Here is a 16,595-nt window from a genome sequence, read left to right as displayed (position 1 = left end):
ATCAACGCAGGTCAGGCTAGGGAGCCTGCCACATGGGACGCCGGACGGGGCGCGGGGAGGGGTCACGGTGGTTGTGAGGCTCGGGGGGTACGCCCGGATCAGTCTCGACAAGGACGGCGAAGAGTTGGGCGTCGAGCGTCAGAGGCGCGACTACCGCCAGGTGGCCGGGGTTCGCCCTGGCTGGGAGGTAGCCCGGGACTACATCGACAACGACGTGAGCGCCTTCAAGCGCAACGTAGTTCGGCCCGAGTTTGAGCTTCTCCTGACGGATCTTCAGTCCGGCGTCATAGATGGTGTGATCGCGTATGACCTTGACCGGTTGGCTCGACAGCCGCGCGATCTTGAACGGCTCATCGACGTATTCGAGGACCGGCCGGGGTTGGTCTTTTGTACGGTCACGAATGATCTTGACCTGTCGACCTCGGACGGGCGAACGATGGCCCGGGTCATGGTGGCTTTCGCCAATAAAGCCAGTGCGGACACGGGGAGGCGTGTGGCTCGTAAGCATCGGGAGCTTGCGGATTCGGGAAAGAACGGCGGCGGCTTCCCGCCGTTCGGCTGGAAGGCTGACCGAATCACGGCTGACCCGGAACAGGCCGAACTGATCACTAAGGCCCATGACGCACTCTTGGCTGGCACGCGGCTTTCGACGATCACGGCTGAATGGCAACAGAAGGGAATCCGCACTTCCCGCAACACCGGAAAGCCGATCACGCGTGTCGCCGTGAAGGGGATTCTGACCAATCCTCGCTTGGCCGGTTTCCGTGCCGTGAAGGGCAAGAAGCACCTCGGCCCGGACGGTAAGCCCGTCATGGGGGTTTGGGAGCCTATCTGTACCCCTGAGAAGCTGGACGCGGTTATAGCCGTCTTGGAAGGCGTTAAGTCGCGGTACAAGACGAGCAACATGAGCAACAACCACAAGTATCTGCTTAGCGGCATTCTCCGTTGCTCCGAGTGCGGAACGCGCATGATCGCAAACATGCGCTCTTCCTGGAAGGAAGGCAGCAAGGGAAGCCGATTTACCTACCGCTGCCCGGCGGCGCAGGACGGCGGCTGCGGGAAGGTATCTCGGGCCGGCGAACCGCTGGACCGGCACATCATTAATCTCATTCATGACGCCGAAGCGAGACTTAAGGCGCCCACTTCGGAGCCTGCCGAATGGCCGGGGGCGGCCCGCTTGGCCGAGGTTCAGCAGGAGATCGGCGATCTGATTTCCGCGATGAACGGGAAGCGGATTTCGGCCGCGACGGCTATTGCGATGCTGGAGCCGCTGGAGAAGGAACGTGATGAGCTGGGATATGAGCGCGACCGCCACACTATCGAACAGGTGAAGGCTGCGGCGGCGACCGTTGACCTGCCTGAAGAGTTTGAGCGGCTGCCGCTTGAGCGTCAGCGGGCCGTGGTCATGAAGCACACAAAGGCGATTGTCGTGCGCCCTGCGGGCCGAGGGGCCCGTAAGTTCGACCCGAACCTCCTAGAGGTTGTGTGGGCCGCCTGAGCGGCCTCAGGGACACAGAAAGGGCCCCTGCCGCGTGGCGGGTGCCCTACGTGTTTCCTACTGCCTCGGCTTGCTCCGGTAGCCGTAGAGGCTGTGTAGCTCTTTCGTCCATTCGTCATCCCTGGCGGGGGCCGTGGCTAGCTGTCGTTCTATCCACGCTTGCATTTCCGGGGCGCGTTCCTCGGTGGGTGTGTAGCGGCTCAATGCGGGTCTTCGAATTTAGTGGGGGTGCGCCTCCCGTCGACTGCGTCGGGTGGTTGCACAGCGTGACCGGAGTCGCTGGTTCTCGCGGTTGCGGAAGCCGAAGGCGTTACGCGCTTCGAGCTTGATGAGGCGGTTGTTGCCTTCGGAGGCGGCGTTGGTGATGCCGGTGGCCAGGTAGGTCTCGATGCCGTCCCACCACTGCTCGACGGTCTCGGCGAGGGTGAGGAGTTCGGGCAGGTGGGCGTGGTCGGCGACGTGGGCGAAGAAGCGGTGACGGGCGGTGGAGATCGCGGAGCGGTCCGGGGTGACGTGGGTGCGGCTGACGGCCAGGTGGAGAAGGTCGCGCAGGAGTTCCTTGGCCTGCCAGGCCGCGTAGATCTGTCGGCCGTAGGTCCCCATGTACTTCAACTCGGTCTTGAGGGAGGTTAGTTGGTCTTGGGTGAGGTCTTCCTTGTTGCGGCGCAGGAGTTTGCGGACGGTGTAGATGCCGTCGCCCTTGCGGGCCCGGCGGCCGTGCTGTTTCCAGGTGAGGCGTCGGCGCAGGTCGGCGAGGTGGCGCTGGGCGAGTTGCACGATGTGGAAGCAGTCCACCACCACGGCTGCGTGGGGCAGGGCGCGGTGGACGGCGGCGCGGAAGGTGGAGCACAGGTCGATGGCGACGTAGCGGACCTGCTCACGCCAGGAGGCGGGCTGGGCACTGAGCCAGTCGGCGACCGATGTCGCGTTGCGGCCCTCGACCTGGCCGAACAGTCCTTGCCCGCCGATCGCGTCGACGAAGCCGATATGCCAGGCGTTCGCCACCAGTTCCCACTTGCCGGTGGAGGGGTTCTGCTTCCACACCGGCTTGCCCCGCCGGGTCTCGTCGATCCCGACCGCCTCGGTCGCCGGCGGCGTCTCGGGCAGGACCGTCGCGGTGTAGTCCTCGAAGCATCGCTGCACGACGGGCCAGCTCAAGGACAGGTCGCGGCCGGCCTGCACGACGGTGCGGGAGCCGTCCCAGACCGCGGCCCCCGCCGCCCGGCGCAGCGCGGTGGTGGTGCGCATCCCGGCGGGCACCGCACGTATCGCCTCGGTGAACGAGCCGCGCGGGCAGGCCGCTTCGGTGCAGTACCAGCGCGCCTTGCGCCACCGGATACTCACCGGGCGTCCCCCGCAGGGCAGGTGCCGGGGCCGGGTGGTGCGGTACCCCTTCAGCCGGGCGGCGAAGACCTCGCACGAGGGACAGGCCCGGGCGGACTCCTCGGCCGTGATCACGTACACCGTCGAACCTACCGCCCCGTCGTCCTTGACCTTGATCACACCCACCCCCTCCAGCCCCAGAAGTCGCGTGGCCGCCTCGTTGATCCCGGTATCGTCGATGTCCAAGCCCGTGGGGTTTCATGATCGGTTGCGTAGAGAACAATCATGATCACGAAGGCCCGCGGGCTCCTTACGTCCGGGGCACTCGCTCCCCATCCACCTCACGCAGCGTGACCGGCCAGCCCGCCCATCACCACCGCACCCCCATCAAGTTCGAAGACCCTAGTTAGTAGTGGCACGAACGCTGCCAGCTCTTCATCCTTCGGCGGGGTTTCGCCGTCCAGAATGGACCGCACCAGGGCGGCCAGAACGTGGCCGCTCTCTACGTCATCCCTGTCTGTAATGCGCTCCAGCACTCCACCGGGGGCGGGACTTACGAAGACGCTTTTCCCGAATGTGTCACGCCCCATGTACCGGGGCTGGGCGCTGCCTCCCCAGGAAGCGCCCAGGGAGTCTCTGTGAGTGCCGGTGTGCTCAGCGCCCAGGACGCACGGGAAGCGTTCCAGCCTTCCCGTGTCGCCGCAGTTCGACCGCTCTTCGGGGGGTGTCACGTTAGGCTCGGTCATGCCGACTCCTATTCAGTCGGTGAGCCCCGGCGCAGAAGCTCATCCCTTCCCGCCGGGGCGTCCTGTTGGTACACCACGGTACGCCACGGGTAACAGCGGTGCACCATGGTCCACCTATGCGGTCCCTGGTGTACCGCGCGAGGCTTAAAGGGTGGCCGAGTACGAGTGGCAGCGCGTAGCGCGCGAGATTGGCAGCGACATTGATTCGGGGCGCATCCCGCCGGGTGGTGCGCTGCCCGGCATTCTGCGCCTGGCCGAGCAATACGGCGTAGCGGATCACACGGTTCGCCGTGCGCTACGCGAGCTTCGGGAACAGGGGCGGATTGAAACCCTCCCGCATAAGGGCTCGTTCGTCGTTGGCCCTAACTAGAGCCTCACCAGCGGCTGTTGAGCCGTCTGCGGGCCTCGGGTGACCCCAGGTGGCATCGGGTGGCGAAAGAGCCCCCGGCCGTCGGCCAGGGGCTCTCTGGTGGTGCTGCGGGTCAGGACAGGGTGGTCACGTCAAGCTGGCCCAACCTGTGCGCTTCGCGAATCTTCTTCTTGTCGAACTTGCCCACGCTCGTCTTCGGCACCGCCTCGACGATCGTCCAGCGCTCCGGGAGCTGCCACTTGGCGATGCGGGCCTCCTCGGCGAGGAAGGTGCGCAGGGTCTCGAAGTCGGCGGTGGCGCCCTCCCTGAGGACGACGGTGGCCAGCGGGCGCTCGCCCCACTTGTCGTCGGGGACGGCGACCACGGCGGCCTCGGCGACGTCCGGGTGGGACATCAGCGCGTTCTCCAGCTCGACGGAGGAGATCCACTCGCCGCCGGACTTGATGACGTCCTTGGCGCGGTCGGTGAGGGTGAGGAAGCCCTCGGGGGAGATCGTCCCCACGTCCCCCGTCTTCAGCCAGCCGTCCTCGCTGAACTTGTCGGCGGGGCGCAGCGGTTCGGCGTCGGGACCGTTGTAGTAGGCACCGGCGATCCACGGGCCGCGCACCTCCAGCTCGCCGGCCGACTCGCCGTCCCAGGGGAGGCGCTCGCCGCCGGGACCGGTGAGGCGTGCCTCGACGCCCGCCGCGAAGCGGCCCTGGGTGAGGCGGTAGGCGAACTCCTCCTCGGTGCCGGCCGCGTGGGCCGGCGGGCGGGCCACCGTGCCCAGGGGGGAGGTCTCCGTCATGCCCCAGGCGTGGCAGACCCGCATGCCGAGCTGGTCGAAGGCCTTCATGAGGGAGGGCGGACAGGCGGAGCCGCCGATGGTGACCTGGGTCAGGGAGGAGACGTCACGCGGCTTGTTCGTCAGCTCGCCGAGCAGGCCCTGCCAGATGGTGGGGACGGCGGCCGCGTGCGTCGGCTTCTCCCGCTCGATCATCTCGGCCAGCGGGGCGGGCTGGAGGAAGCGGTCCGGCATCAGCAGGTTGACGCCGGTCATGAAGGTGGCGTGCGGCAGGCCCCAGGCGTTGACGTGGAACTGGGGGACCACGACCAGCGAGGTGTCCTGGTCGGTCAGGCCCATCGACTCGGTCATGTTGACCTGCATGGAGTGCAGGTAGATCGAGCGGTGGCTGTACACCACGCCCTTGGGGTCGCCGGTCGTGCCGGAGGTGTAGCACATGGCGGCGGCCTGGCGTTCGTCCAGCTCCGGCCAGTCGTACGCGGTCGGCTTCCCGGCGATCAGCTCCTCGTACTCGTGCACGGGGATGCCGGCGTCCGCCAGCAGGGAACGGTCACCGGGGCCCGCGACCACGATGTGCTGGAGGGTCTTGAGGTGCGGCAGCAGCGGGGCGAGCAGCGGCAGCAGGGAGCCGTTGGCGATGACGACCCGGTCGGCGGCGTGGTTCACGATCCAGGCCAGCTGCTCGGCGGGCAGGCGCAGGTTGAGCGTGTGCAGCACCGCGCCCATGGAGGGGATCGCGAAGTAGGCCTCGGTGTGTTCCGCGTTGTTCCACATGAGGGTCGCGACGCGGTCGTCGTCCCGTACTCCGAGCTCGCGCAGGGCGTGCGCCAGCTGGGCGGCGCGGGCGCCGATCCGGGCGAAGCTGCGGCGGTGCGGCTCGCCCTCACCCGTCCAGGTGGTCACCTGCGACGCGCCGTGGATCGTCGACCCATGGGCCAGGATCCTCGAGATCAGCAGCGGTACGTCCTGCATCGTGCTCAGCACGGCGTCCTCCCAAGGCGACATTGCCTGCGCGGCGGAATGGGCTGCGCCGATTCTGCGCACATACCGTGTGGTATGTCACTAGGGGAACGAAAAATTCCGGTGTTTGCGGGCCTATCTCACCAGGCCGAGCTCGGGATCCTCGCGGAGTTTGCCGAGCGCCCGCGACACCGCCGACTTCACCGTACCGACGGACACCCCGAGCACCTCGGCCGTCTGGGCCTCGCTCAGGTCCTCGTAGTACCTGAGGACGACCATCGCCCGCTGCCGGGCGGGCAGCTTGCCGATCGCCCGCCACATCGCGTCGTGCAGCGCCTGCCGCTCGGCCGGGTCCTCCCCGCCGGGCACCGGCTCCGGCTCGGGCAGTTCGTCGCACACGAACTCGTCGACCTTGCGCTTGCGCCACTGCGACGTGCGCGTGTTCAGCAGCGCCCGGCGGACGTAGCCGTCCAGCGCGCGGTGGTCCTCGATCCGCTCCCACGCCACGTACGTCTTCGTCAGCGCGGTCTGCAGCAGGTCCTCGGCGTCGCTCGGGTTCGCGGTCAGCGACCGGGCGGTTCGCAGCAGCACCGGCTGGCGGGCCCTGACGTACGACGAGAACGACGGGTACGGCCGGGTCTGCCTCGCTGGTGCAGCGACGGCCGACGCGCTGGTGCAGACGGGTGTGGTCATGGGCTCCACGCTAGGAGCGACCCCTGTCCCCGCGGATCGGCCCCAGGTCCCGAAGCGGGATCCGCCTCAGGTTGTAGGGGTGGGGCGGGCTCCACCTCCTGAAGGTGGACGGACGGCCCCCACGTACTACGGGTTCACCCCGGCGGGCTCAGCCGTCCGCGGCCAGGACCAGCCCCGACGTCGGCACTCCCGTGCCCGCCGTCACCAGGACCCGGGCCGCCCCCGGTATCCGGTTGACCGCCGTGCCCCGCAGCTGGCGCACGCCCTCCGCCACCCCGTTCATCCCGTGCAGATACGCCTCACCCAGCTGGCCGCCGTGCGTGTTCAGCGGCAGCTCCCCCGAGGCCACGAAGTCCGCCCCCTCCCCTCTGCCGCAGAACCCGAACTCCTCGAGCTGCATCAGCACATACGGGGTGAAGTGGTCGTACAGGATCCCGACGTCGATGTCGGCCGGGCTCAGCCCGGAGGTCCGCCACAGCCGACGGGCCACCACGCCCATCTCGGGCAGGCCGGTCAGGTCGTCGCGGTAGAAGCTGGTCATCTGCTCCTGCGCCCGGCCCGCGCCCTGGGCGGCCGCCGCGATCACGGCGGGCGGGTGCGGCAGGTCGCGGGCCCGCTCCACCGAGGTCACCACCAGCGCCTGCCCGCCGTCCGTCTCCTGGCAGCAGTCCAGCAGTCTCAGCGGCTCCACGATCCAGCGCGAGGCGGCATGGTCGGCGAGCGTGATCGGGCGGCCGTGGAAGTACGCCGCCGGGTTGGTCGCCGCGTACCGGCGGTCCACGACGGCCACGTGCCCGAAGACCTCGGGTGTCAGCCCGTAGGCGTGCAGATAGCGCTGTGCCGTCATCGCCACCCAGGAGGCCGGGGTGAGCAGCCCGAAGGGCAGTCCCCAGCCGAGTGCCACGCCCTCCGCCGACGGCTCCCGGTGCCGCACTCCCGCGCCGAAGCGGCGCCCCGACCGCTCGTTGAAGGCCCGGTAGCAGACCACCACCTCGGCCACCCCGGCGGCGACGGCGAGCGCCGCCTGCTGAACGGTCGCGCAGGCCGCCCCGCCGCCGTAGTGCACACGGGAGAAGAAGGACAACTCGCCCATACCGCAGGCCTGGGCCACGGTGATCTCCGGGCTGGTGTCCATCGTGAACGTCACCATCCCGTCCACCTCGCCCGGCGTCAGGCCCGCGTCGTCCAGCGCGGCCCGCACCGCCTCCACCGCCAGCCTGAGCTCGCTGCGGCCCGAGTCCTTGGAGAACTCCGTCGCTCCGATGCCGACGACGGCCGCCCGCCCGCCGAGGGCGTCCCCCGCCCGCCCGCTCATGCCGCACGCTCCGGTGGCACGGTGAGCGTCACCGTGCCGGTCACATGGCGTCCGATGCCGTTCTCCCCGACGACGCGGACCGTGGCGGTGGTGCCGTCCACCTCCTCCACCGTGCCCGACAGCACCATCGTGTCGCCGGGGTGGTTGGGCGCCCCCAGCCGGATGGCCACCGTGCGGAGCACGGCCGCGGGGCCGAAGTGGTCCGTGACGTACCGGCCGACCAGACCGTTGGTCGTCAGGATGTTCATGAAGACGTCCGGAGACCCCTTGCGCCGCGCCAGCTCGGGATCATGGTGCACGTCCTGGTAGTCCCGCGACGCGATCGCACCCGCCACGATCAGCGTGCGCGTGATCGGGATCTCCAGCGGGGGCAACTGCGCGCCGGCCTTCACCTCCGTCATGCCTCACTCCCCACTCGCGATCGACTCCCCCGATTCCCGCAGCACTTCGCCGCCGCATGCCGGGCAGGCGTCCGTGCCGGTGGCCGCCGGCCGCTCGGGCGCGGCCGGGCCGCCGAAGACCCGCGCGGCCGGTTCCCGGGCCCCGGCCCGCGCCCCGGTGCACACGAAGTCCATGTCAGGCCCCGCTCTCCAGGACCCGGAACACCGGCAGCACCAGCGCACCCCGGTCGGCCCCGGCGCCCCCGGCGTCCGCGCCGTCCCCGCCGTCTTCGCCGTCTTCGCCGTCTTCGCCGTCTTCGTACCGCCGGAACTCGACCCGGACCGGAAGGCCGATGCGCACCTTGTCGTACGGCACCCCGACCACGTTGCTCACCATCCGCACGCCTTCCGTCAGTTCGACGAGACCGACCGCGTAGGGACCCGCCGCGCCGGCGCCCTGACCGGACTCCGTGAACGCCGGGAACGGCGGGTGGTGCATCACGACGTAGGAGTAGACCGTGCCCTCGCCACCCGCCTCCACGGTGTCCCAGTCCAGGCAGCCGCAGGCGTTGCAGCCCGGCAGCCAGGGGTGGCGCAGGGTGCCGCAGCCCGTGCAGCGCTGGATGAGCAGCCGGTGCTCGGCGACGCCCTGCCAGAAGCCGGCGTTGTCGCGGTTGACCACCGGGCGGGGGCGGCGGGCCGGGGGATTCCCGGGGGCCCTTCGCCGGGCCGGGGCGTACTTGAGGATGCGGAAACGGTGCGTGCCCGCCAGGTCGCCGGCCACGCGCACGTCCGTGCGGGTCGTGACGAAGTACCCCGTGCCGAGCTTCGTCGTCTTCCGCTCCGAGACCGACTCGATCACCGTGTCGAAGGTGACCTCGTCCCCCGGCCGCAGGGGCCGCAGGTACTCCTGCTCGCAGTCGGTGGCGACCACCGAGGTGCAGCCCGCCTCGTCCAGCAGGCCGAGCAGTTCGTCGTACGCGTCCGTGCGTCCCTCGTGGCCGGAGAGGCCGCCCATGATCCAGGCCTGGAGCATGGTGGGCGGGGCGACGGCGTCCGGCCCGGTGTACGCCGGGTTGGTGTCGCCCATCGCCTCGCACCAGTGCCGGATCATCGGCCGGTTGACCGGGTCCTTGCCGACGCCGGCCACGGTGGCCGCCCGCCCCTCGTAGCCGCGGAGCCGCTCCAGCAGCCCGGCGTCCGACTCCCCGGCGGGCGCGGTCACCGCCGCCCCCTCCTCGCCCCGAGCCGCATCGCCGCGACGGTCTCCCGCTGCACCCCGCTCACCCCGCCCCGAACGTGTTCGTCTTCGCCGCCCCGTTCAGTTTCTGACTGTCCGTCAGATACGGACGGGTGTCAAGGTCGCCCTCAGGCAGGCATGGGGAAACGCCTGCGCGGCGGCACCGAAGCACCGCCGCGCAGACGCGTCACGTCCCCGCCGAGCACACACCGCCAGGGACTTGTCCCCCCTTTCCCCCTGACCCCCCTGATCCCCCCCCCCGCACCCCCTCCGGGCTTACCGCGGGCGAGCGAAGCGGATGGCGACGCTCCCGTCCCCTTGCTGGATCCGGGCGAGCCCCGTGGTGGAGACGGCGGCGAGAACGGGGGCGGTACGGATGCTTGCCATGGTGTTCCTCCAGAACAGGCACGGAAAACAGGTGCGTGAAGTACGACTGTCGCCAAAGGCAGTTGGCCGACCACCCCGGCGGTTGTGCACGGCACGACGTCGCGCATCCAGAGTTGCCCACCACACCCCCGGCGAAGCTCCCCGGAAGCCGCATTAGCACGCAAGCGTGAAGACAGGCCGATAAACCCCTTTTGCGACCCTTGCGCCACCGAAGGGGCGGACCAGGGCAGGAGGGGACACGGTGGCGATCAAGCACCGCGAGCGGCGAATCGTTCCGGCGCCAGCGCGGCCGACCACCCCGTACGGCCGACGGCACGGCGGGCCACACCCCGACCCTCTTCCCTTTTTCGAACACGCGTACGACCATCAACACATGGCCACCACCGACCGGCAGGCCACGACGCCGGCCCTCGCACACGCCCTGTCAGCCGCCGAACGCGGCCTGGCCGTCATCCCCCTGTCCCGCGCCAAGCTCCCGGCCCTGCGCTCGCCCCACCACGACGACCCCGCCGGCCCCGCCTGCCGCGGCGCGTGCGGACGCTTCGGCCACGGCGTGTACGACGCCTCCAGTGACCCGGCACGCATCCGCGAGCTGTTCGCCGCCGCACCCCGGGCCACCGGTTACGGCATCGCCTGCGGCCTGCCCCCGCACCACCTGATCGGCGTCGACCTCGACACCAAATCGGGCACGGACTCCTCGGCCGCCCTGCGTGAGCTGGCCCTGCGCCACCTGTTCACGATCCCCGAGACGGTCGTCGTCATCACCCCCAGCGGCGGCCGCCACCTCTGGCTGACCGGCCCGCCCGACGTCGTCGTGCCGAACTCGGCCGGACGGCTGGCCCCCGGCATCGACATCCGCGGGGCCGGCGGCTACCTCGTCGGCCCCGGCTCACGCACCGACCACGGCGTCTACTCCACCGCCCCCGGCACCGCCCACCTCGCCCCCGCCGCCTGCCCTCCGGCCCTGCTCCGCCTGCTCCTCCCGGCCCCGCGCGCGCCGCAGCACGCCCCGCCGTCCACCGGGCACCACGGCCAGGGGCTGATCCAGTTCGTCCTCGCCGCCCACGAGGGCCAGCGCAACACCCGTCTCTTCTGGGCCGCCTGCCGCGCCTACGAGAACGGCATCGGCCCCGCCCTCCTCGCTCCGCTGGTCGACGCGGCCGTCCGTACGGGCCTGCCCGAACGCGAGGCCCGTGCGACGATCGCCTCGGCAGCCCGCATGACCGGCCGGCGCCCGTGAGACGCCCTCCGGCACCGGGAGATCACCGCAGAGCGCGGCAACGGTCAGGACAGCCTCCGGCGGGGGCGCTCAGGCTCCGAGATGGAGGGGGCGCCGTTCGCGAGTGCCGGCCGAGTGTGGCGTGCGCGGAGAGCTCCCGCCCTTGTGTCTCCAGGTCGCCGATGGAAGGGTCCTGGCCCAGGCACGGCGGCCCATCCCAGGGAGAGGGACTCACCATGACTTACGGCTGCATCGCCTCGATGAAAACCCGGCCCAGTTCCCACGACGAAGTCGTTTCCATCGTGCTGAGCGGTGTGGACGGTCTCCGCCAGGCGGGATGCCACCTCTACGTGGTCAGCGTGTCCGCCGACGATGACGTGACGATCTGGGTGACCGAGGTCTGGGAGAGCAAGGAACATCACGATGCGTCGCTAGAGCTGCCGGAGACAAAAGCTGCCATCGGCAAGGCGATGCCGATGCTGACGGGAGAGTTCACCAGGCAGGAGTTGTCCGTCATGGGCGGGCTGGGACTTGAGAACCGAGCCGCAGGGACCGTTGGTCGACCTTGACGGGCCCCTGTGATCGACCTCATGAGGATGAGGCCATGACCGTGCCCCACTCGTGCCCGATCGACCGGGAACCCACGGGGAACGCCGGACAGACACGGTAGCCGGGCACCAGAACGGCCCCTGACCAAACACCCAGGTCAGGGACCGTTCTCACTGCTCATCGCGCGGAGGCGGTGGGATTTGAACCCACGGTGACATCGCTGCCACGACGGTTTTCAAGACCGTTCCCTTCGGCCGCTCGGGCACGCCTCCCCGCGCCGCGCGTGATCGGCGGCGCGGGGACAAGAGTAACGGGTGGGCACGCGCGCGTGGGTGTCAGTTGTCTCCGACGCGGGAGCCCAGGGTGAGGTCGGCCGTGTGCTCCTTGCCGTCGCGCTTGTAGGTGATCGTCACCTTGTCGCCGGGCTTGTGGGTCCAGATCTCGCCGATCAGGGTCGGGCCGGAGTCGATGACGTGGTCGTCGAGCTGGGTGATGACGTCACCGGGCTTGAGGCCGGCCTTGTCCGCGGGGCCGCCGGACTCGACCGGGGAGGCGCCGGCCGCGCCCTGGTCGGTGATCTTCGCGCCGTCCGTGCTCTCCTCCAGGGAAACGGACGCGCCGATCTTGGCGTAGACGGGCTTGCCGGTCTTGATCAGCTGCTGGGCGACGTACTTGGCCTGGTTGATCGGGATGGCGAAGCCCAGGCCGATGGAGCCGGACTGGCCGGAGCCGCCCAGACCGCCGCTGCCGGTGGACTGGATCGCGGAGTTGATGCCGATCACCGCGCCGGAGGCGTCCAGCAGGGGGCCGCCCGAGTTGCCGGGGTTGATGGAGGCGTCGGTCTGCAGGGCGCTCATGTAGGACGCCTTGCTGGTGGAGCTGCCGTCGCTGGAGGCCACCGGGCGGTTCTTGGCGCTGATGATGCCGGTGGTGACCGTGTTGGACAGGCCGAAGGGGGCGCCGATCGCGATGGTCTCGTCGCCGACGGCCACCTTGTCGGAGTCGCCGAGGGCGAGCGGGTTGAGGTCGGAGGGGGCGTTCTTGAGCTTGATGACCGCCACGTCGTAGCCCTGCGCGTGGCCGACGATCTCCGCGTCGTACTTCTTGCCGTCCGGGAAGGTCGCGGTGAGCTTGCCGCCGTCCACCGCGTCCGCCACCACGTGGTTGTTGGTGACGATGTGTCCCTGCTTGTCGAAGACGAACCCGGTACCCGTGCCGCCCTCGCCGCTGGTGCTCTCCGCCTCGATGGTGACCGTGCTGGGCAGCGCCCTGGCGGCCACGTTGGCGATCGTGCCGGGCGCGCGCTTGACCTGCGAGGCGCTGCTGGAGGCCGAGACGGTGGTGGAACCGGTGTCGTCGTTGTTCTTGGCCAGGGTGTAGCCGAGGCCGCCGCCCAGGCCGCCCGCGACCAGCGCGGCCGCCAGGACCGCCGCGACCAGCCCGCCGCGCCCGCGGCCGGACTTCGGCGCGGGCTGCTGGTACGCGGAGCCCCAGCCGGGACCCGGTCCGTCACCGCCGTGGCCCGCACCGCCGTAGCCGGCGCCGGCTCCCCCGTCGGCGTACGAGGGCGTCACGGGGGGCGGGGGCGGCCAGGAGCCGTCGGGCGCGGGTCCAAAGGCGTGCTGCCCGTCCTGAGCGAAGCCCTGGGGCGCCTGCACCGCGCTCTGCTCCGGCGTGCCGGGGGTGCCCTGCGGCACCGGCGGGAGCGGAGCGGTCGGCGCGCTCCCGTCGGGCGCGGCTGCCTGCGGGGAAGCACCGGGAGTCGCCACCGGCACTGGAGGTGCGGACGGGGCAGGGGGTACCGCGGTGCCCTCGTTCTCGGTGCTCACAGGTCTTCTCCTCGATCCACGGCTGTTGTTCTCCGTCGCACTCGGTCACGCTCGTTCACGCTTGTCGTCGACCCGGCGCGCTGCAGCTGTGCATGTGCTTTTTGTACGTCTCAGCTTTTCCCACGGGCCGTCAGAGCACCATAAGCGGTGGCTGTGGGTCCGCGACTATTCCTTATATCCGACATTGGGGACGGAGTGGCCGCATCCCCGGAACATCTCAGGCGGTTCTCAGATACGTGCGTACCCCTTCGCGGTGGCACCATGACGCGGTGACCACCCACGCACGACAGCACCACATCCAGGTCGTCGCCCACCGGGGGGCCTCCGAGGACGCCCCCGAGCACACCCTGGCCGCGTACCGCAAGGCGATCGAGGACGGCGCGGACGCCCTCGAGTGCGACATCCGGCTGACCGCGGACGGCCACTTGGTCTGCGTCCACGACCGCCGCGTCAACCGCACGTCCAACGGACGCGGGGCGGTGTCGGCCCTGGAGCTCGCCGACCTGGCCGCGCTGGATTTCGGCTCGTGGAAGACCCGCGAGAGCTGGCGCGTACGCGACGAGGAGCCCGACTGGGAGCACCGGCCCGAGGACCGCGAGCACACCTCCGTACTGACCCTGGAACGACTGCTGGAGCTGGTCGTCGACTCCGGGCGCCGGGTGGAGCTCGCCATCGAGACCAAGCACCCCACACGCTGGGCCGGACAGGTCGAGGAGCGGCTGCTGCCGCTCCTGAAGCGGTTCGGCCTGGCCACCCCGGCCTCGGCCGCCGAGTCGCCGGTGCGCGTCATGAGCTTCTCGGCCCGCTCGCTGCACCGGGTGCGGGCGGCGTCGCCGACGCTGCCGACGGTGTACCTGATGCAGTTCGTCTCGCCCCGGCTGCGCGACGGACGGCTGCCCGCCGGTGTCCGGATCGCGGGCCCCTCGATCCGGATCGTGCGCAACCATCCGGCCTACATCGAGCGGCTGAAGCGGGCCGGCCACCAGGTGCACGTGTGGACCGTGGACGAGCCCGAGGATGTCGACCTCTGTGTCGGACTGGGCGTCGACGCCATCATCACCAACCGCCCGCGCGCGGTACTGGACCGGCTCGGCCGCAGGCCCTGATCCCGTCGCGGACCTTGACCCGGCCGTCCGCCTGCAGCATCCTCCTTTCTCGGCCACACCAACGATTTCCAGCCACCCCCTCACGGGGAGTGCTCCGGCGCGTTCGATGCGTATTCGATCGTGATGAATGCGTCACCGGAAGAGGATTGGCCGGTTTCCGGTACAGGCCAAAGGGGCATCCACACCGTGGCGTGGGGCGAAGGAGGTCTCGGGGGTGGCGTTGGTGGTGGCACAGGAGGTGCCCACGTCGTCGAGCATGGCCGTACCCCATGGCCCTGCGGGCGTGGGGGAAGCCAGACACCGGATGCGCGCTCAGCTGCGCAGGGGTGGGGTGTCGGAAACGGTCATCGACGATGCCGTTCTGATTCTTTCCGAACTTTTGAGCAATGCCTGCAAGCACGGTCGTCCCTTGGGGGACGCCGCCGTCGGCGACGGCGACGTACGGGCCGCGTGGCAGGTGGACCCGCGGGGCCGCCTCGTCGTGGAGGTGACGGACGGCGGTGGCCCGACCCGCCCGGCTCCGGCCACCCCTTCGGTGACCGCGCACGGCGGTCGCGGTCTGAACATCATCACCGCGCTGGCCGACGACTGGGGCGTCCGGGACGACGCCCGGGGTGAGGTCACGGTGTGGGTGGTGGTCCACGAGCACGTGCACGATCCGGACGCCGCGCGCCGCCGGGAGGACTTCGCCGCCCGCATCACCGCGCCCCCGGTCTCGGCGATGGCCGCCGAACTGGACTTCGCAGACGTGTTCGACGACCTCGGCTGAACCCGCCGACGGCCGACGAGCCGGGACGGACCCGGTCGGCCACCAGGGTTCCGGCCGGCCGGCACAGTTGCCTGCCGGCCACCACCGTTCCGGCCGGCCGGCGCAGTTCCCGGTCGGCCGCCCCGGCCGGGCCTGGGCCACGCGCGGGCCTGGTCACACCCGGTCACCTGCCGCTTCGCCGCACGGCCCCGTTCCATGGCCGCCGTCGGCCGGGCGGCCGGCACCACGCCGGGCCCGTGTCGCTCCGTGGTCGGCGGCGGCCACGAGTTCACGTTGTCCACAGCTCCCCGTCGGCCGCCGCGTGAGCGGCTAGGCTCGCGCCCGTACCAGAAGAGCCGTAACCGGGAGACACCCACGATGGGCAAGAAGCGACCCCAGACAAAGGCCAAGCGGCCGCAGCTCACCGAGGGCGCCCGCGCCGGAGGCGCTGATGGTGAGATTCCGGTCGTCGGCGCCCGCGAGCCCTGCCCCTGCGGCAGCGGCCGCCGCTACAAGGCCTGCCACGGCCGGGCCGCCGCGCACGCCGTGACCGAGCTGGTCCAGCGGCCCTTCGAGGGGCTGCCGGGCGAGGGCGACTGGGTGGCGCTGCGCGAACTGGTGCCCGCCGCCACGGTCGAGCTGACCCTGAAGGGCGGCCTGCCCGAGGACGTACCGTCGGTCACGCTCGCCACGGTGCTGCCGATGGCCTGGCCGGCTCTGCGCCGCGACGACGGCTCGGTCCTGCTCGGCCTGCAGAACGACACGGCGTCCGGTGACATCAGCCGCGACCTCGCCGACACCCTCCAGCGCGCGCTCACCGCCGAGCCGGGTACGCCGGTGCAGGGCCGCCGTGCCCCGGCCGACGGTCCGCGGCTGCAGGACCTGATCGACCCCGAGGGTGCCTTCGAGCCAGTGGTGCACAGCGGCTTCGAGTTCTGGGTGCCGGACCCGGAGAACGCCACGCCCGAGGTGAGCGCCTCCCTGGAACGCGCCAACGCCGCCGCCATCCCCACCGTGAAGCTGACCGGTGTGGATGCCGCGTACTGGTGCGAGACGCCGGAGAAGAACCACCTGCGCTGGGTCATGCCGCACCCCGAGGAGCAGCTTCTGGACGCTCTTGCCCGGCTGCACGCGGCGGGCCGGTCGAACCTCGGGGAGGGCACCCGGCTGGTGGGTTCCTTCCGTGCCCACGGGCTCACCGTGCCGGTCTGGGACCTGCCGAGCGGGGTCGGCGCGGAGGACGTGGAGAAGCCGGCCGCCGAGTTCGCCGAGCGCCTCGCCGCCGCCCTGGCCTCGGACGCGCCGCTCACCGCGGACGAGCGCCGGGCACGCGGCGGGCTCACCAACCGACAGGTCACGCTCAGCTGACGCACAGCCGACGAACTCGCCGCGGCTGACCGGCCGGGGGGCCGCGGCCCGGGCGGCCAGCCCCGGTCGGGAGAGCCCCC

General features: G+C 70.7%; 16 protein-coding genes and 1 tRNA gene. 7 read left to right on the top strand and 10 right to left on the bottom strand.

All coding sequences use genetic code 11. The features are described 5' to 3' along the window. Nucleotides 1-67 precede the first annotated feature (67 nt). The gene (locus tag ABZX30_RS28440) at nucleotides 68-1,498 is read left to right on the top strand and encodes a recombinase family protein (protein ID WP_355938356.1); all 1,431 of its coding nucleotides are present in this window, start codon (nucleotides 68-70) and stop codon (nucleotides 1,496-1,498) included. A 219-nt stretch (nucleotides 1,499-1,717) separates the two neighbouring features. Here ABZX30_RS28440 and ABZX30_RS28435 read toward each other — a convergent pair whose 3' ends face one another. Next, on the bottom strand, nucleotides 1,718-3,067 hold the full coding sequence (locus ABZX30_RS28435; RefSeq protein WP_355938354.1) for an ISL3 family transposase: 1,350 nt from the start codon (nucleotides 3,065-3,067) through the stop codon (nucleotides 1,718-1,720). Nucleotides 3,068-3,162: 95 nt separating this feature from the next. Further along, nucleotides 3,163-3,567: a hypothetical protein gene (locus ABZX30_RS28430; protein WP_355938352.1), complete on the bottom strand. Its 405-nt coding sequence runs from the start codon at nucleotides 3,565-3,567 to the stop codon at nucleotides 3,163-3,165. Between the two features lie 151 nt (nucleotides 3,568-3,718). Here ABZX30_RS28430 and ABZX30_RS28425 point away from each other — a divergent pair, with 151 nt between their 5' ends. After that, nucleotides 3,719-3,937 carry a winged helix-turn-helix domain-containing protein gene (locus ABZX30_RS28425; protein WP_355938350.1) on the top strand — a complete coding sequence of 73 codons (219 nt, stop codon included), beginning with the start codon at nucleotides 3,719-3,721 and terminating at the stop codon, nucleotides 3,935-3,937. Between the two features lie 112 nt (nucleotides 3,938-4,049). Here ABZX30_RS28425 and ABZX30_RS28420 read toward each other — a convergent pair whose 3' ends face one another. The 6 genes from ABZX30_RS28420 to ABZX30_RS28395 form a co-directional block, all read right to left on the bottom strand. After that, nucleotides 4,050-5,726: a long-chain fatty acid--CoA ligase gene (locus tag ABZX30_RS28420; protein WP_355938381.1), complete on the bottom strand. Its 1,677-nt coding sequence runs from the start codon at nucleotides 5,724-5,726 to the stop codon at nucleotides 4,050-4,052. Between the two features lie 90 nt (nucleotides 5,727-5,816). Continuing rightward, the gene (locus ABZX30_RS28415; protein WP_355938348.1) at nucleotides 5,817-6,374 is read right to left on the bottom strand and encodes a SigE family RNA polymerase sigma factor; all 558 of its coding nucleotides are present in this window, start codon (nucleotides 6,372-6,374) and stop codon (nucleotides 5,817-5,819) included. Between the two features lie 148 nt (nucleotides 6,375-6,522). After that, nucleotides 6,523-7,689: a lipid-transfer protein gene (locus ABZX30_RS28410; RefSeq protein ID WP_355938346.1), complete on the bottom strand. Its 1,167-nt coding sequence runs from the start codon at nucleotides 7,687-7,689 to the stop codon at nucleotides 6,523-6,525. After that, on the bottom strand, nucleotides 7,686-8,081 hold the full coding sequence (locus ABZX30_RS28405; RefSeq protein ID WP_355938380.1) for a MaoC family dehydratase: 396 nt from the start codon (nucleotides 8,079-8,081) through the stop codon (nucleotides 7,686-7,688). Before ABZX30_RS28405 ends, ABZX30_RS28410 begins: the two co-directional genes overlap by 4 nt. A 12-nt stretch (nucleotides 8,082-8,093) precedes the next feature. After that, the gene (locus tag ABZX30_RS28400) at nucleotides 8,094-8,264 is read right to left on the bottom strand and encodes a hypothetical protein (protein ID WP_355938344.1); all 171 of its coding nucleotides are present in this window, start codon (nucleotides 8,262-8,264) and stop codon (nucleotides 8,094-8,096) included. A gap of 1 nt (nucleotide 8,265) precedes the next feature. Next, nucleotides 8,266-9,294 carry an OB-fold domain-containing protein gene (locus ABZX30_RS28395; protein WP_355938342.1) on the bottom strand — a complete coding sequence of 343 codons (1,029 nt, stop codon included), beginning with the start codon at nucleotides 9,292-9,294 and terminating at the stop codon, nucleotides 8,266-8,268. Between the two features lie 775 nt (nucleotides 9,295-10,069). On the opposite strand from ABZX30_RS28395, the gene ABZX30_RS28390 reads away from it, so the two are divergent. Together ABZX30_RS28390 and ABZX30_RS28385 are read left to right on the top strand one after the other, a co-directional pair. Further along, nucleotides 10,070-10,936: a bifunctional DNA primase/polymerase gene (locus ABZX30_RS28390; RefSeq protein WP_355938340.1), complete on the top strand. Its 867-nt coding sequence runs from the start codon at nucleotides 10,070-10,072 to the stop codon at nucleotides 10,934-10,936. Nucleotides 10,937-11,151: 215 nt separating this feature from the next. Beyond that, nucleotides 11,152-11,484, top strand: coding sequence for an antibiotic biosynthesis monooxygenase (locus ABZX30_RS28385; RefSeq protein ID WP_355938338.1), 333 nt, complete (start codon nucleotides 11,152-11,154; stop codon nucleotides 11,482-11,484). A 165-nt stretch (nucleotides 11,485-11,649) separates the two neighbouring features. Here ABZX30_RS28385 and ABZX30_RS28380 read toward each other — a convergent pair. Continuing rightward, nucleotides 11,650-11,736 (bottom strand) — tRNA-Ser (locus ABZX30_RS28380). A gap of 63 nt (nucleotides 11,737-11,799) precedes the next feature. After that, on the bottom strand, nucleotides 11,800-13,293 hold the full coding sequence (locus tag ABZX30_RS28375; protein WP_355938336.1) for a trypsin-like peptidase domain-containing protein: 1,494 nt from the start codon (nucleotides 13,291-13,293) through the stop codon (nucleotides 11,800-11,802). A gap of 269 nt (nucleotides 13,294-13,562) precedes the next feature. On the opposite strand from ABZX30_RS28375, the gene ABZX30_RS28370 reads away from it, so the two are divergent. The 3 genes from ABZX30_RS28370 (at nucleotide 13,563) to ABZX30_RS28360 (ending at nucleotide 16,515) form a co-directional block, all read left to right on the top strand. Then, the gene (locus ABZX30_RS28370; protein ID WP_355938334.1) at nucleotides 13,563-14,399 is read left to right on the top strand and encodes a glycerophosphodiester phosphodiesterase; all 837 of its coding nucleotides are present in this window, start codon (nucleotides 13,563-13,565) and stop codon (nucleotides 14,397-14,399) included. Nucleotides 14,400-14,526: 127 nt separating this feature from the next. Next, on the top strand, nucleotides 14,527-15,168 hold the full coding sequence (locus ABZX30_RS28365; RefSeq protein ID WP_355938332.1) for an ATP-binding protein: 642 nt from the start codon (nucleotides 14,527-14,529) through the stop codon (nucleotides 15,166-15,168). A gap of 357 nt (nucleotides 15,169-15,525) precedes the next feature. Then, complete coding sequence (locus tag ABZX30_RS28360) at nucleotides 15,526-16,515, top strand: DUF5926 family protein (RefSeq protein ID WP_355938330.1); 990 nt, start codon at nucleotides 15,526-15,528, stop codon at nucleotides 16,513-16,515. Nucleotides 16,516-16,595: the final 80 nt, after the last annotated feature.

This window comes from Streptomyces sp. NPDC004542 (assembly GCF_040610035.1).
In the GTDB taxonomy this organism is placed as follows: Bacteria; Actinomycetota; Actinomycetes; order Streptomycetales; family Streptomycetaceae; genus Streptomyces.
Note: the sequence above shows the minus strand (reverse complement) of the source record. Positions and strands in the feature narration are given on the sequence as shown.

Excerpts from the sequence above, each read along its gene's own strand:
- ABZX30_RS28430 (WP_355938352.1), bottom strand. The coding sequence starts at position 3,567 with ATGACCGAGCCTAACGTGACACCCCCCGAAGAGCGGTCGAACTGCGGC.
- ABZX30_RS28410 (WP_355938346.1), bottom strand. The coding sequence starts at position 7,689 with ATGAGCGGGCGGGCGGGGGACGCCCTCGGCGGGCGGGCGGCCGTCGTC.
- ABZX30_RS28360 (WP_355938330.1), top strand. The coding sequence starts at position 15,526 with ATGGGCAAGAAGCGACCCCAGACAAAGGCCAAGCGGCCGCAGCTCACC.
- ABZX30_RS28385 (WP_355938338.1), top strand. The coding sequence starts at position 11,152 with ATGACTTACGGCTGCATCGCCTCGATGAAAACCCGGCCCAGTTCCCAC.
- ABZX30_RS28400 (WP_355938344.1), bottom strand. The coding sequence starts at position 8,264 with ATGGACTTCGTGTGCACCGGGGCGCGGGCCGGGGCCCGGGAACCGGCC.
- ABZX30_RS28420 (WP_355938381.1), bottom strand. The coding sequence starts at position 5,726 with ATGTCGCCTTGGGAGGACGCCGTGCTGAGCACGATGCAGGACGTACCG.
- ABZX30_RS28390 (WP_355938340.1), top strand. The coding sequence starts at position 10,070 with ATGGCCACCACCGACCGGCAGGCCACGACGCCGGCCCTCGCACACGCC.
- ABZX30_RS28415 (WP_355938348.1), bottom strand. The coding sequence starts at position 6,374 with ATGACCACACCCGTCTGCACCAGCGCGTCGGCCGTCGCTGCACCAGCG.
- ABZX30_RS28365 (WP_355938332.1), top strand. The coding sequence starts at position 14,527 with ATGCGTCACCGGAAGAGGATTGGCCGGTTTCCGGTACAGGCCAAAGGG.